The organism is Eggerthella timonensis (genome assembly GCF_900184265.1).
In the GTDB taxonomy this organism is placed as follows: domain Bacteria; phylum Actinomycetota; class Coriobacteriia; order Coriobacteriales; family Eggerthellaceae; genus Eggerthella; species Eggerthella timonensis.
Window position 1 is genome coordinate 623311 of the sequence record NZ_FXXA01000002.1, and the last position, 13617, is coordinate 636927.

Sequence of the window (13617 nt, forward strand, 5' to 3'; positions counted from 1 at the left end):
GCTCGCGGGCGTCACGGGCGCCTGGCGGCGTGCACGCGGTTTTCATTTGCTCGTCATTTGCTTTTCTGGGAGCGCTCGATGCCTCGCGCCGAGCGCTCCAGGGTCGATTCGTCTCCCGCAGCGCTTCTGACCAGGAGCGCTGCGGGACCATCCGCGCCAAAGCCGAGTCGGATCTCATTTGCTCGCCATTTGCTTGGCCGAACTCTCGCGTGATTCACGTGAAACATCCGTTCGTCGGGCGCGCTCCGCAGGTGCAGGTGCCCGCGGGCGATGCCCGGCCCTAAAGGAACAATTCGATGACGGCGGAGCGTCGAACGCTATACTATCGATGACCGTGCCTATCCTTCTGTACCCCGTCGGAAGCCTACCCATGCTTTTCACACTGTTTCTCATATACTTTCCCGCACTCGTGTTCGGGTTCCTGTTCATCAAGAACTTCCGCAAGGAGCCGCGGCAGTTCCGCAACGCGCTGTACTTCCTGCTGTTGTGTCTGTTCGCGTTCTACGGGATGTCCATTCAGTTCGAGCTTCCGTGGCTCGTGCTCATCGGGCTGGCGGCTATCCCGTTCGGCACGGTGGCGCTCGTCGTGTTCCTGCTGGCGAACACCTTCGTGGTGGTCAAACGCGAGGGGCTCAGCCTATCGCATCTGCTGCCGGGGCTGTTCGCGCTGTTCATCGTGTTCGTGTGCGTGGCAGCGCCGCTGTTCTTGCTTATGCGGGTTACGCCGATCGTGCTGGCGCTGGCGTTGCTCGTGATCATGGAGGGCTCGTACGTGGCGTTCACGTTCTCGGCGCTGCTGCTGTACTCGTGGCTGTACCGACGGTTGCCGAAGCGCCGCGACTACGACTACATCGTCGTGCACGGCGCGGGCCTGTCGGGAACGAAGCCCACGCCGCTGCTGGCCGCGCGCCTCGACAAGGCCGTCGAGCTCTGGGAGGCCGACGGGCGCCGCGCGGTCATCATCGCGTCGGGCGGCCAAGGCGCCGACGAGGCCGTGTCGGAAGCGGAGGCCATGCGCACGTACCTCATCGAGGAGCGCGGCGTGCCTGCCGACGCCATCATCGAGGAGGACCGTTCGACCACCACGATGGAGAACCTGCGCAACTCCAAGGCCATCATGGACGCGCGATCGGGCGCGGGCGCGTACCGCGCCGCCGTGGTGACCAGCGATTACCACGTGTTCCGCACCGCCGAGTACGCGCACAAGATCGGGCTCGCCGCCGACGGCGTGGGCAGCAGGACTGCGCGCTACTTCTGGCCCACCGCATTCATCCGCGAGTTCGTGGCCGTCAGCAACGCCCATCGTTGGCCGTTCGTGGCGATCTTCGTGCTCTGGCTGCCCTTCGCCGCCGTCGCCCTTTTTCAGTTGTAACGCGTCGCAGACTAAAAACATCGGCGTTTTCCTAGCCCCTTTATCGCGCGTGCTTGTATACTAAAGCGACTGGTGCCGAGCGACGGCGATTCGGCCTGCGTCCTCAAGCATCGCGTTGGGAGAAGCGCGGCGAGGATGAAGGCGGAACCACGTGCATGCCGTTCGGCGAATTGCACGACGAAGGGGACGCATATGGAAGGGTTTGACCTCATTAGCACGGGGGTATGGTCGATCATACCGCCGATTCTGGCGCTGGGCCTGGCGCTGATCACGAAGGAGGTGTATTCCTCGCTCGCCATCGGCGTGTTCGTGGGCATGGTGATCTACCAGTTCTCGCTCAACGGCGTGGGCGTCGAGCCGCTCGTCGACTCGTTCACCATGGTGCCGCAGATGATGGCCGAGCAGATAGCCGGCAACGGGGCGCTGCTGCTGTTCCTTGCGCTCTTGGGCGCGCTCGTGGTGGTCATCGCGGCTGCCGGCGGCTCGCGTGCGTACGCCGAATGGGTGTCCACGCACATCAAGAACGCGAAGATGGCGCAGGTGCTGACCGCGGTGCTGGGCATCATCATCTTCGTGGACGACTACTTCAACTGCCTCACGGTGGGCGCGGTCATGCGCCCCGTCACCGACCGCTTCAACATCAGCCACGAGAAGCTGGCGTGGATCATCGACTCCACCGCGGCGCCCATCTGCATCATCGCGCCCGTGTCGTCGTGGGCTGTGGCCGTGGGCGGCTACCTGGGTGAGGGCGGCTTCACCACGTTCGTCCAGTCCATCCCGTACAACTTCTACGCGCTGCTCACTATCGTGTTCGTCTTCTTCATGTGCGCGTCGAAGAAGGACTTCGGCCCCATGCGCGTGGCCGAGGCCGAGGTCGCGCAGCCGTCTGACCAGCAGCATCGCATTCCGCCGAAGGACAGCGCGCTCGAGTCGATGTCCACGGTGGGCATCTCCGATCGCGACGCGGCCGACGCGCTGCCGCTGAAGCTGGACACGGTCATCGCCGAGGAGGACGAGCTCGACGAGGCCGCGCAGATCGCGGTCGAGGAATTCAAGGGCATGTCCATCTCGGATAAGGGCCGCGTGTTCGACCTGATCGTGCCCATTGTGGTGCTCATCATCTTCTCGATTCTGGGCATGCTGTACGCGGGCGGCTTCTTCCAGGGCGTCGACTTCGCCACGGCGGTGGGCGAGAACCCGGTGTTCGGCCTGTGCATCGGCGTGTGCGTGGCGCTCGTGGTGACGGCGGCCATGTTCCTGCCGCGCAAGCTGATGACGCTGTCGGGCTACATGGACGGCGTGGCCGAGGGCGTGCGCTCCATGGTGGGCGCCATCATGATCCTCGTGCTGGCGTGGAGCCTGGGCGGCACGTGCCGCTACCTGCTGGGAACCGGCGAGTTCGTCAGCGGCTTCCTGAACAGCATCGGCGTGGGGCTGGCGCTGCTGCCTGCCGTCATCTTCATCGTGGCCGCGTTCATCGGCTTCGCCATGGGCACGTCGTGGGGCACCATCGCGCTCATTCTGCCCATCGTCATCGGCGTGTTCCCGGCTCAGGATCCGCTGTTCCTCGTGGCCATCGGCGCCACGCTGGGCGGCGCGGTGTACGGCGACCACGTGTCGCCTATTTCGGACACGACCATCCTGTCGTCGGCCGGTGCGCAGTGCAACCACCTGCGTCACGTGGCCACGCAGCTGCCGTACGCGTCGGTGGTTGCCGCCGTGTGTCTCGTGGGCTACATCATCGCCGGTTTCACCGGCAATCCGTGGATCGCGCTCGTGGTGGGCGCGGTGCTGATGATCGCCGCCGTGCTGGTGCTCCATCGCTCGAAGTACGGAGCGGTGAAGGCGTAACGCGCGAGCGCGCGGGGGCTGCGGCGGAAAGGCCGGGGCCCCCGCGCTGGCGCCGCCCGCTGGTGTCCACCGCCGCCGCCCACCCCTGGTGTCCACCAGCGCCGCCGCCAACTGCTCCCCTGGCCTCCCCTGGCCCGCCCGCCGACCCCCCCTGGCGCCGCGCAGGATCCTTCGACTCCGGCCTGCGGCCTCCGCTCTGGATGGCACTCACGCGCCTAGCACAAAATCGCAGTTATGAACGATTCTATGCCTCAGCGAAAATCGCGACCTGGGCTTTCTCTTGCGCGCGATGCTTTCTTACCGCCAAAATCGTTCATAACTGCGATTTTGTGCTAGTCGAGCGAGCGTCTGCTGTTAAACCAACAGTGGCATGAGCTTCGTCCGATCGGAGACGCGGGCTGCGGGTCGGCTGGCGGGGTGCCGAGGGCGGCTTGGCGGTGGATTCCGTCATCCCGCCACGATTTTTCGATACGGTACGAATCGGAGCACCGTATCGACCGTGCGCGGTTGTCCCAGAAAGCGAACGACCAAGTCGGACGGCTTTCTTTGCCATCATCTTCGGACAAGGGTCGTACAGTATCGAAAAATCGTGGCGGAAAACGGCCGTTTCGCCGTGGAGCCGCGGTTCTGGGAAGAGGTCGTGTCGATATTGGTTTAACGGCGGACGCGAGCGTTTCACGTGAAACGCCGTTTCCTCGCATCGCGTCACGCCGCACCGCACCACGCCACACCACGCCGCATCGCATGAAAATTCCCCAGGTTGGAGGCCTCTCCCTCGTTTCGTGCGATCGGAAGTTACATCCTTTCGTGCGATGGTGCGCCCTCCGCTCCGTCGTATAGTGCGGGTCGTTCGGGGCGGCTCGGCCGCCTATCTACGAGAGGAGAGAGCAATGGGGAGCATGTTCACCAGAAGGCAGTTCGTTGTAGGCGCTATGGTGCTGGGCGGGTCGCTCGCGCTGACCGGATGCAGCCCGCAACCTGAATCCAAGAAGCAGGACGGCGCATCAGGCGCAGCCGCGAGCGAGGCGACGGAGGCCGACATCGTCGTCATCGGCTCGGGCCTGGCGGGCGCGGCATGCTCCATTTCCGCAGCGCAGAACGGCGCCCGCGTGATCCTCGTCGATAAGGCGCCTTTCCTCACGTCGACGTTCCTCACATCCAAGGGCAACGTGTCCATCGCCCAGGTTCCCGAGAACCAGGCCGACTGGCGCTACGACTCCGAAGCGCCCGATACCATGGACCAGTTCGTCGCCCGGTACCGCGATCTCACCGAAATCGGCAAGGTGGACGCGCCGTACCCCGACTACGACCGCATGCAGCACCTCATGGAGGAAAGCTGCGCCACCATCGCATGGGTCGAGCAGATGGGCATCACGTTCGAGAAGTCGTTCACGAAGGAGATGGTGGGCACCGATACGGTGAAGCCCGATGTGAGCGCCGACCCTGCCACCGAGGCTGGCGTGCAGTTGGCGAACGTGTTCGCGGCCGAGTTCGAGCGCCTGGGCGTGCAGACGATGCTCTCGACCGAGGCGACGGAGCTGGTCAAGGACGGCGATGCCGTGGTTGGCGTGAAGGTGAAGGGCCCCGACGGCACCCAGGAGCTGCGCGCGAAGTCCGTGGTGCTGGCCACCGGCGGCTTCGGCGGCAGCGCGGAGTACTGCGACAAGCTGGTTCCCGCCATCAACGAGATGGGCTTCCAATACCTGGGCAACGCGATGAACACGGGCGACGGCATGACCATGGCCTCTGCCATCGGCGCTGCGCTGTACGAGGATCCGTGGGTCATCCCGAACGTCATCATGCCCACGCGTGCGTTGACGAAGGCCGACGCGGGCTTCAAGAAGCTGTGCGACACGGGCATGGAAGGCGCGGCCACGTCGTCGAAGATGCTCGTCGACGCCACGGGTGCGCGCTTCGTGAACGAAGCGGCCCCGGTGACGGCGCTGGCCACGTCCATGACCGACAGCCAGGCGGGTCCGTACTACGTGCTGTTCGACAGCTCGAACGCCGAGGTGGCCGCGCTCATCGAGAAGGGCCTGTCCACGGGCGACGCGCTGAAGGCCGATTCGGTTGAGGAATTGGCCGCCGCTGCGGCCGCCCCGCAGCTGGTCGCCACGTTCGAGGCGTATCAGCAGGCCGCCGCTGCAGGCGTGGACGAGGCGTTCGGCAAGAAGGCCGACATGCTGGCGGCGTACGGCGACGGGCCGTTCTACCTGGTGAAGTTCGTGCCGTCCTACGTGGCTACGATGGGCGGCGTGAAGACCGACGCATCTTGCCAGGCGCTCGGCGAGGACGGAAGCCCCATCCCCGGCCTGTTCGCGGTGGGCGAGGCCACGCACCGCTTCATGTACAACCGCAGCTTCGTGCGCCATTGCTCCAACTCGAGCGCGCTCACCATGGGCCGCCTGACGGGCGCCGCGCTCGCCACGGCGTAAACCCCTCCCGAACGGGCGCTGCCGCAGGATGCTTCTCAGCTCCTCGCGGCAGCGTCCGTCTCCTCGATGAGGTCGAGCAGGTCTTGGCGCGAATGTACGTCCATCTTCGCGTAGGCGTGGCGCAAGTGGGTCTTCACGGTGTGCTCCGACAGCGTGAAGCGCTCGGCGATGGCGCGGGCGCTGCGGCCCGCTGCGAACTCCGCAATCACCTCGTGCTCGCGGGCGGTCAGCCCGTAGGTTTCCCGTATCTGCGCCAGCGCGTCGCCTGCGCCCAGGTGCGCGGGCGCGCTGGCGGGCGGCTCGTCGGCGAAGGCTCCGGACTTCCCGGCATCCGCCGCGCCCCGCTTCGCCGCATACCGAAGGTAGCTGCAGAACATGAGCGCCAACGTGGCCACCAGCAGCCATACCGATCCGACGAGCGCCAGCTGCGGATCGACGCCCGTGCGCTCCAGCAGCGTCTGCGCCGTGAAGCGTCCCAGCGCCACCGAGAGCCGTGCAACGCCCAGCGCCAGTCCCAGCAGGAAGAACGCGGGCAGCTTCCGCTCGTTGGCCTCGCTGATGAACATGAGCCACAGCAGCACGTAGAACGAGATGAGGAACGCAGTCATCAGCGACCCCGCCACGTGCCCGTCGGCGACGTTGAGGCTGCGGTACAGCAGGATGGTGACGAGGCACAGCGCGGTGACGGGCGTGATGTAGTCGATGTTCGCCTTGCGTGGCTTCGCCACCAGCAGCACCACAAGCATGGCGACGGCCGCGATGATGCCGAACAGGCCGGTGAGATCGGTCTGCGCGTACTGCAGGTTGTTGTGGATGTCGAGCTCGATCACGAATCCGCAGATCAGCGAGAACGCGAACGTGCCGACCACCGCGCGCTTCGTGCGCGACAGCGCCTCCGCCATCGATGTGGCGGGCACGACCGATTCCTTCATCTGCTGGGCGACGAACGCGTTGTTGCGTAAACACCACAACAGGGCGACAGTCGAAAGGACGAACGACGCCAGCAGCATGACGGTGCGCCCGCCGGGGAACAGGGAGCTGGTCAGCGGGGGGAGCAGCGTGTCGACAAGGTACGCGGCGGCTATCATGAGAAGCGACATCCTCGGCCGATAGCTCGTGAACACCTCCATCCAGCAGAGGATGGACAGCGACCAGCCCATGCCCGCCGTCACCTGCATGGCGATGAGCGCGGCGTCGCCCGTGCTGCCCGACGCGACCAGTAGCGCGTATATCGAGCTGACGACGACGGCCGCCACGAACAGCGGACGTGCCCGATCGATGCGCCCGAGGTACGAAAGCACGGCGACGACGATGAACGTGAGGCCGTCGGCGACGAGACCCACGATGGCGTACGGGCTGGGGCTGTACGGCCCGGTGTTAAGATCGAGCAGTCGCGCGCCCTGCAGCAGGCCGAACCCGAGGGTGGCCACGATGGCGAGGGCGAGGACTCTCGTTTTGTCGGAAGCGTGCGCGGTCATTGATGCCTCTCTGATTGCGCGAAACGGTCGCGCCCCACTATAACGCACCCGCGGTCCGGGCGTTGGGGAGGGGCAAGGTGTCTCCGCAGGCTCCCGCGAAACGATCGGTGTTAGCACAAAATCGCGTTTATGAACGATGTTTCGTTATAGAGAAAAATCTGACCAGGTGTTTCTTTCTCGCATGACGCATTTTGGTCGGCAGAATCGTTCATACATACGATTTTGTGCTAACACCGAGTGCAGAAGGGGGAAGGAAGGGCTCGTTGCTGCGTTTTTCATCGAACGGATGTTTCACGTGAAACATCCTCGCGGCGGGGCGGCGGCGGGGAAGCGTACGGCGGCGCTTGCGAGCGCGTTTGGTCCCGCTCCCTCTATGCACTCACCACGCGAGGGAGCGTCACGTCGTGGGGTTCGCAGGGAACGACGTCCACGCGCTGCTCGTCGAAGGCCACGCCCATCACCACGGCATCGGAGCGCAGACGGGGGAGCAGCTGGTCGTAGTTGCCGCCGCCATAGCCGAGGCGGCGCCCGGCGTCGTCGAAGGCCACGAGCGGCACCACCACCGCATCGAGCTCGCCGGGCGCCACGGCGTGATACCCGTCGCGCTCAAGCGCTGCGCACGCTAGGCAGCGAAGGGGGGCTCCGAGGAATCCCGTCCGCGCTGCTTCAAGCTGCTCGCGCTCCACGCGGTAGAACGCCATGCGCGACGGCGCGGCGGCCTCGGCCCCGGCGGAGCCGGCGTCCTCGCGCACCATGCAGGGGAAGCACACGCGCCAGCCGCGCTCATACGCCGCGTCCACGAAAGCGCGCGTGTCCACCTCGCTGCGCATCGACGCGAACACGGCCACAGTCGGCGTCCACCCGCCCGCACCAGCGCCGCCCGGCGCCCCGGCGGCCCCCGTCCCCGCGCCCGCAACGCTCGTGCCGCCCGGCGCTCCCTCGAGCGCGTCGGCCAACTCCTGCTCCAGCCGCGCGCAAATAGCTGCGCTCTTGCCCGCCCGCACCTCTTCCGGCAGCGCGTCGCGCCGTGCGAGCACGCGCGAGCGCAGTTGTTTTTTCGTCTCCATATGCCGCAGTATAGCATCGACGTAACGGCGCCGTTGCACGATAATGGCGGAGGTGTGGGGAGTTAGCGCAAACGTAACCGTTTCAATTCGATTTGACCTGCAAACCCATCATTGACCTTGCTATAATCATTTTGCATTGGGTACACTCGAACCACCTTAGATGGTTCCCCTCGCAGCCGCAAGGGTGCACGAACGCGAACGACGCTGCGAATGCGTCGTTTGTTGTTTTCTAAGGGAAAATTGACTGCCAGGCATATATAAGTAGGTCGCTCACCAGGCATCATGCGTGCCGAGCGACGTAGAGTTAGGAGACAGCAGTGCAACTCAAGGCATCCACCGATTACGGTATGCGCGCCATCTTGTACTTGGCTGCGCAAGGTACCACATGCTCCTCTAAAGACATCGCCGAGGATATGTCCATCCCGCGCGACTACCTTATCCAGTTGGCCCAGCTGCTGCGCAACGCGGGCATCATCGAGGCCCGTCCGGGCAAGCACGGCGGCTACCGCCTCGCGAAAGACCCGGCCGACACGAACGTGCTGGAAATCATGGAGGCGCTCGACGACGACGCCAAGCAGTCCACGCGCGCGAAGCGCGATGCCCGCAAGGGCGGGGCGATGGTGCAGGAAATCAAGCAGGCGTACGATCTCATCGAAGAAAGCATGGACGCCTACCTGTCCAGCTTGACGGTGCAGATGCTGCTCGATTGCGCACGCAACGGCGACAACAGCCGCATGTTTCTGGCCGAACGACTCAAGGACGAAAGCCGCCGCCTGGTTGACGCCAAGTAACGCGTCAACGCAGCCCGGCGGCTGCACTCCTTTTGACCCCGACGCGGGGTCTAGATGCCCAGCACCTGCATCACCAGCAGCACGGCGGTGAGCACGGTGACGATGCCCACGGTGACCCAGATGAGCACGCGCGACACGATGCGCGAACGATACGCGCCCATAACCCGCTTGTCCGCGGCGATGATGGCCATGAACACCAGCAGCACGGGCAGCACGAGGCCGTTGACGAACTGGGCGGTCAGCATCACGCCCATGAGGTCGATGTTCGGCACCAGCACGATGACGGCCGAGAACGCGATCACGAACGTGAAAATGCTCTTGAACAGCGGCGCTTCTTTCCACTTGAACGAAACACCCGCTTCCCAGCCGAACGCTTCGCAGATGACGAACGCCGTGGTCAGCGGAAGCACGCAGGCGGCCAAGAACGATGCGGCGATCAAGCCGATGGCGAACAGCGCCTCGGCATAGTGCCCCGCGAAGGGCGCGAGCGCCCGCGCCGCGTCGGCTGCCGACTCGATCTCGATGCCTTGAGGGAACAGCACCGACCCGGTGGTCACGATGATGAACCACGCCACGAGGCAGGCGGCGATGGTGCCGGCGATCACATCCACCTTCTGCGAGAACAGGTCCTTCACCGACACGCCCTTCTCCACGACGTTGCTCTGGTTGAAGAACATCATCCACGGCGCGATGGTGGTGCCTATCATCGCGATGACCAGCGACACGAAGCTCTGATCGTTCACGATGTGCGGCACGACGGTGCTGGTCAGCGCGTTGTTCCAGTCGGGTTGCGCCATGAACGCCGCCACGATGTACGTGACGAACACCAGCGACAGGATGAGGAACACCTTCTCCACGCGCTTGTAGCTGCCGCCCACCACGAGCAGCCATACCGCCACGGCCGCCACGGGCACGGCCAGGTACTTTGACACGCCGAACATCTCCATGCCGCTTGCGATGCCGGCGAACTCGGAGAACGTGGTGGCCACGTTGCCGATGAGCAGCGCCAGCATGGCCAGCGCGGTCAGGCGGATGCCGAAGCGCTCGCGGATGAGCGCCGCGAAGCCCTTGCCGGTGACGGCGCCCATGCGCGCGGCCGTCATTTCCACCACGATGAGCAGGATGCACATGATGGGGATGACCCACAGCGTGGCGAAGCCGAATTTCGCGCCCACGGTGGAATAGGTGGAGATGCCGCCGGCGTCGTTGCCGGCCATCGCGGTGACGATGCCGGGGCCCAGCGCGGCCAGCAGCAGCCAGATCTTCTTGGGTTGCTTCTTCTCGATTGCGGCGGGCGCTTCGGCAAGCTCGGCCGCGCTCCCGTCCAGCTCGACCATTGCGGTCTCGGAAGCCTTCGTCCCCGCGCGCAGCTCGAGCTTCTCGTCCTTCTTCATCATCATGGCGCTACCTCCCGGCGTAGCCGATGATCTGCAGCAGGACGAGCGTGTACAGCGCGAGGAACAGGATGGCCGCCACGAGGCCGCCCAGCACCTTGAGCAGGGTGGCCTTCGTCTTGTCGCCGCTCACGTCCTCCTCGATGGCGTCCCACGCGTCGTCGACGGTGACGATGCCCAGCAGCACGCCGTGCTCGTCCACCACGGGCATGGCGGGCAGCTCGTACTTGAAGATGTCGGCGGCCACGTCTTCTTCCGTCTCATCCGGCGTCGCCGAGATCACGTCGTCGAACATGACGTCGCGCACGGGCCTGGCGTCGTCGGTCAGCACGAGGGTGCGCAAGCTCAGCACGCCCACGAACTCGTCGTAGTCGTTCAGCACGTACACGTAATGCACGGTGGGGTGGTCTTCGTCCAGCTCGCGCAGCACCTCGATGGTCTCGCCCACGGTATTGTCGGCCTTCACGGACACGAACTGCGTGGTCATCATGCCGCCGGCCGTGCCGTCCTTGTAGCCCAGCAGGCGGCGGATCTCGGTGGCGTCCTCTACGCCCATGAGGCGCAGCAGCGTCTCGGCCTTCTCGTACGACAGGTCGCGCACGATGTCGGCCGCGTCGTCCGGGTCCATGTCGCCCAAAAGGCCGGCGGCGCGTGCGTCGTCGAGGTCTTCGATGAAGTCGGCCTGGTACTCGTCGTCCATCTCCGAGATGGCCTCGGTGGCTTGCGCGTCGTCGAGATGCTGGAACACGTTGGCGCGCTGCTGCGGATCCAGCTGCTCGAGGATGTCGGCCACGTCGGCGGGGTGCAGTTCGTCGAGGCGCTTGTGCGTGACGGACAGCTGCACCTCGGACAGGTCGCGGTCGAGCAGGTCCATGTAGTTCCAGGCGATGATCTGCTCGTCGATCTTCTTGCCGAACACCTTCGCCACGGCCACCACGGCGCGCTCGAGCCACGGGGCCAAGCCGCGCAGAATGCCGCGCGCGCCCACTTCGGCGCCCAGCAGGCGCAGCTGCGAGCCGGACACGGACAGCTTGAGATCGTTGACGCGCACGACCTTCATGCCCTGCGTATCCACGATCTGACGGTTCAGCAGGTCGCGTGCCAGCAGAACCTCGTCAGGTTGCAGATAGCTGAAGCGGATGTCGTGAGCTTCGGCGTTGAGCGTGATCCCGTCCTCGTCGAACGTGTCGACGTACTTGCGCCACGAGATCATGAACGGAACCTTGCCGGGCCCCTGGAAGGCCAGGCTCGTGATGCGCGGAAACACTTCGCCGGTGGAAATCGCCAGGTCGGAGATCGTGCCGATCTTCTCGCCCTCGGTATCCACGACGGGCTTCCCCATCATTTGAGAGAGATAGAGCATAGTATGTTCCCTTACTAACACGTAGCGATCCTTCGACCGCCGGCGTAAGGGAAGGCGAAGGATGAACTACTTACTGTGAGGTTTCGATTTTCGAACCTTCAAGTACGTTCCTTTCCCTGACCAATAAAAAATCCGCACGTGCTGCTGCCAGTCGTTGCGGAATAAGAAGCTGAAATGGTGCGCCGTGAGGGATTCGAACCCCCGACGTACTGATTCGTAGTCAGTCCCTCTATCCAGCTGAGGTAACGGCGCACGTCGAAACAGCAAAAGTTATTATGCCGGTATTGTCCTATGCTGTCAACGACTTTTTGCGAGATTTTGAAAAAGTGCACCAAGTTGGTTATTGAGCAGGGGAAACGAAGAGATAGTCGAACGAGCGCGGGTTTTTTCTCGTGCGGAAGCCGCTGCTGTGCGAAGCGCGCGGCGCGCTTGCACGAAAACCGACCTCCGAATGCACAAAAATGCACGCTGTGAAGCTTCCGGAGCTGCAAACGGCGGGCCGAGCGAGTTTGCGGTGGATGAAACCCCAGGTGGTGCAAACGGCTCGTCGTTCCTTGCGGCGAAACGGCGCCCTAACACGCTCGAGGAGCTTCGCAGCGTGCATTTTCGTGCATTCGCGACCCGTTTCGCATGCCTTCCGGCGTTATGCGAATGTTTCACGTGAAACATTCGTTCCCGTTGCGGGGTGTTGACAGGCTCCGTTACTCAGCCTCGGCGCGGGCGGGCGCGCATACGATGGGTCGGAACGCGTCCTAATCCAACGTAGAAAGCGAGGCTTCTTATGACGAAGACTGCAAAATGGTCGATGATCGGCGTGCTTGCCGCCCTGGTGCTGGCGTTGTTCGCCGTCGCCGGTTGCTCGAGCGACAACAACGCGGCCACGGACAACAGCGCCAGCAACGACGCCGCCGGCCAGAACGAAAGCCAGGACAACAACGGCGGCGGCGACAACGCCAACAGCGACAACAACGCCAACGACGACGCGAACGAGACGGGCGACGGCACCGTGCTCAAGGTCTCGAACGGCTGGGTAGCCTATTCCCAGGGCGACATGCTTGCGCTGCTCGATTCCGACGCGAACGTCGAATACCAGTGGACGGCCGAGGTTGACGGCAACACCGTGCTGAAGGACACCGACGCCGACATCCCGTCCTCCGACTACAACGACCAGAACGCCAACGACGTGGTAGGCTCGGCCGGCATGCACGTGTTCGGCTTCCTGGCCGACGACCAGAACAACGGCGAATCCACCATCACGATGAAGCTGGCGAACACGTCTGACGCGAACGACGTGAAGACGACCATCGTGGTGAAGGCGACAGTGGAGAACGGCGCGTTCACGAACGTGAGCGTCCAGGAATAGCGCATTCCCCGTATAATGCGGGGGACGGCGCGGCAACGCGCGCGTCAAAAGGCACGACGAAGGGAGCGACGCTATGAAGAAGCATCTGAAACTCGCGCTGGTCGGGGTGTGCATGGCGGCTTTCGTCGCGCTTGCCGCGGGATGCGCGTCCGCGGGCTCGGAGGTGGAGATCACCCAGGGCTCGGCGAAATTCAGCCAGGGCGCTCTGGAGGTCAAGCTGGACGCGAATCCCACAACGGGATACGAGTGGACCTACCAGATCGACGGCGAGGGCGTGCAGCCCGACGGCGACGAGTTCATCCCCGCGAGCGACGGCGCTCAGCCCAAAACGGGCGAGGGCGGCGTGCACACCTTCAACTTCAAGGCCGACGGATCGGGCGAGGCCGCCATCACGTTCACGTATGCGCGCTCGTGGGAGGCTTCCGACGACGACCAGACGGTCGTGCTCAAGACGACGGTCGAAAACGGCGCGTTCACGAAGGTCGAAGAGCAGGCCTAACGCG

General features: G+C 64.4%; 10 protein-coding genes and 1 tRNA gene. 6 read left to right on the forward strand and 5 right to left on the reverse strand.

Annotated features, from left to right (window positions below):
* The first annotated feature begins 370 nt into the window (after positions 1-370).
* The 3 genes from C1A15_RS02715 to C1A15_RS02725 all read left to right on the forward strand — a co-directional run bounded on the left by C1A15_RS02715 (position 371) and on the right by C1A15_RS02725 (position 5658).
* Positions 371-1372, forward strand: coding sequence for a YdcF family protein (locus tag C1A15_RS02715; RefSeq protein ID WP_101723661.1), 1002 nt, complete (start codon positions 371-373; stop codon positions 1370-1372).
* A gap of 192 nt (positions 1373-1564) precedes the next feature.
* Entirely contained in the window at positions 1565-3223 is a 1659-nt protein-coding gene (locus tag C1A15_RS02720; RefSeq protein WP_101721148.1) for a Na+/H+ antiporter NhaC family protein, read from the forward strand.
* 890 nt (positions 3224-4113) lie between these two features.
* Positions 4114-5658, forward strand: coding sequence for an FAD-dependent oxidoreductase (locus C1A15_RS02725; protein ID WP_101721149.1), 1545 nt, complete (start codon positions 4114-4116; stop codon positions 5656-5658).
* 35 nt (positions 5659-5693) lie between these two features.
* Here C1A15_RS02725 and C1A15_RS02730 read toward each other — a convergent pair whose 3' ends face one another.
* Positions 5694-7136, reverse strand: a complete 1443-nt coding sequence (locus C1A15_RS02730; RefSeq protein ID WP_101721150.1) for a helix-turn-helix transcriptional regulator — start codon at positions 7134-7136, stop codon at positions 5694-5696.
* 371 nt (positions 7137-7507) lie between these two features.
* Complete coding sequence (locus C1A15_RS02735) at positions 7508-8203, reverse strand: 5-formyltetrahydrofolate cyclo-ligase (protein ID WP_245864885.1); 696 nt, start codon at positions 8201-8203, stop codon at positions 7508-7510.
* Between the two features lie 317 nt (positions 8204-8520).
* Between C1A15_RS02735 and C1A15_RS02740 the strand changes: the two genes are divergently transcribed.
* Entirely contained in the window at positions 8521-8994 is a 474-nt protein-coding gene (locus C1A15_RS02740) for an Rrf2 family transcriptional regulator (RefSeq protein ID WP_101721152.1), read from the forward strand.
* A gap of 50 nt (positions 8995-9044) precedes the next feature.
* On the opposite strand, the gene C1A15_RS02745 is transcribed toward C1A15_RS02740, so the two are convergent.
* The 3 genes from C1A15_RS02745 to C1A15_RS02755 form a co-directional block, all read right to left on the reverse strand.
* Positions 9045-10394, reverse strand: a complete 1350-nt coding sequence (locus C1A15_RS02745; RefSeq protein WP_101721153.1) for an Nramp family divalent metal transporter — start codon at positions 10392-10394, stop codon at positions 9045-9047.
* 4 nt (positions 10395-10398) lie between these two features.
* On the reverse strand, positions 10399-11751 hold the full coding sequence (locus tag C1A15_RS02750; RefSeq protein ID WP_101721154.1) for a magnesium transporter MgtE N-terminal domain-containing protein: 1353 nt from the start codon (positions 11749-11751) through the stop codon (positions 10399-10401).
* Between the two features lie 175 nt (positions 11752-11926).
* Positions 11927-12003: transfer RNA gene (locus tag C1A15_RS02755), tRNA-Arg, on the reverse strand.
* 529 nt (positions 12004-12532) lie between these two features.
* Here C1A15_RS02755 and C1A15_RS02760 point away from each other — a divergent pair.
* Complete coding sequence (locus C1A15_RS02760; RefSeq protein WP_101721155.1) at positions 12533-13114, forward strand: protease inhibitor I42 family protein; 582 nt, start codon at positions 12533-12535, stop codon at positions 13112-13114.
* 73 nt (positions 13115-13187) lie between these two features.
* Positions 13188-13613 (forward strand): protease inhibitor I42 family protein, encoded by a 426-nt coding sequence (locus tag C1A15_RS02765; protein ID WP_101721156.1) that lies wholly within the window; start codon positions 13188-13190, stop codon positions 13611-13613.
* Positions 13614-13617 lie beyond the last annotated feature (4 nt).

Coding starts and splice junctions, on each gene's coding strand:
- C1A15_RS02715 (WP_101723661.1), top strand. CDS start 371: ATGCTTTTCACACTGTTTCTCATATACTTTCCCGCACTCGTGTTCGGG.
- C1A15_RS02720 (WP_101721148.1), top strand. CDS start 1,565: ATGGAAGGGTTTGACCTCATTAGCACGGGGGTATGGTCGATCATACCG.
- C1A15_RS02725 (WP_101721149.1), top strand. CDS start 4,114: ATGGGGAGCATGTTCACCAGAAGGCAGTTCGTTGTAGGCGCTATGGTG.
- C1A15_RS02730 (WP_101721150.1), bottom strand. CDS start 7,136: ATGACCGCGCACGCTTCCGACAAAACGAGAGTCCTCGCCCTCGCCATC.
- C1A15_RS02735 (WP_245864885.1), bottom strand. CDS start 8,203: ATGGAGACGAAAAAACAACTGCGCTCGCGCGTGCTCGCACGGCGCGAC.
- C1A15_RS02745 (WP_101721153.1), bottom strand. CDS start 10,394: ATGATGATGAAGAAGGACGAGAAGCTCGAGCTGCGCGCGGGGACGAAG.
- C1A15_RS02750 (WP_101721154.1), bottom strand. CDS start 11,751: ATGCTCTATCTCTCTCAAATGATGGGGAAGCCCGTCGTGGATACCGAG.
- C1A15_RS02760 (WP_101721155.1), top strand. CDS start 12,533: ATGACGAAGACTGCAAAATGGTCGATGATCGGCGTGCTTGCCGCCCTG.
- C1A15_RS02765 (WP_101721156.1), top strand. CDS start 13,188: ATGAAGAAGCATCTGAAACTCGCGCTGGTCGGGGTGTGCATGGCGGCT.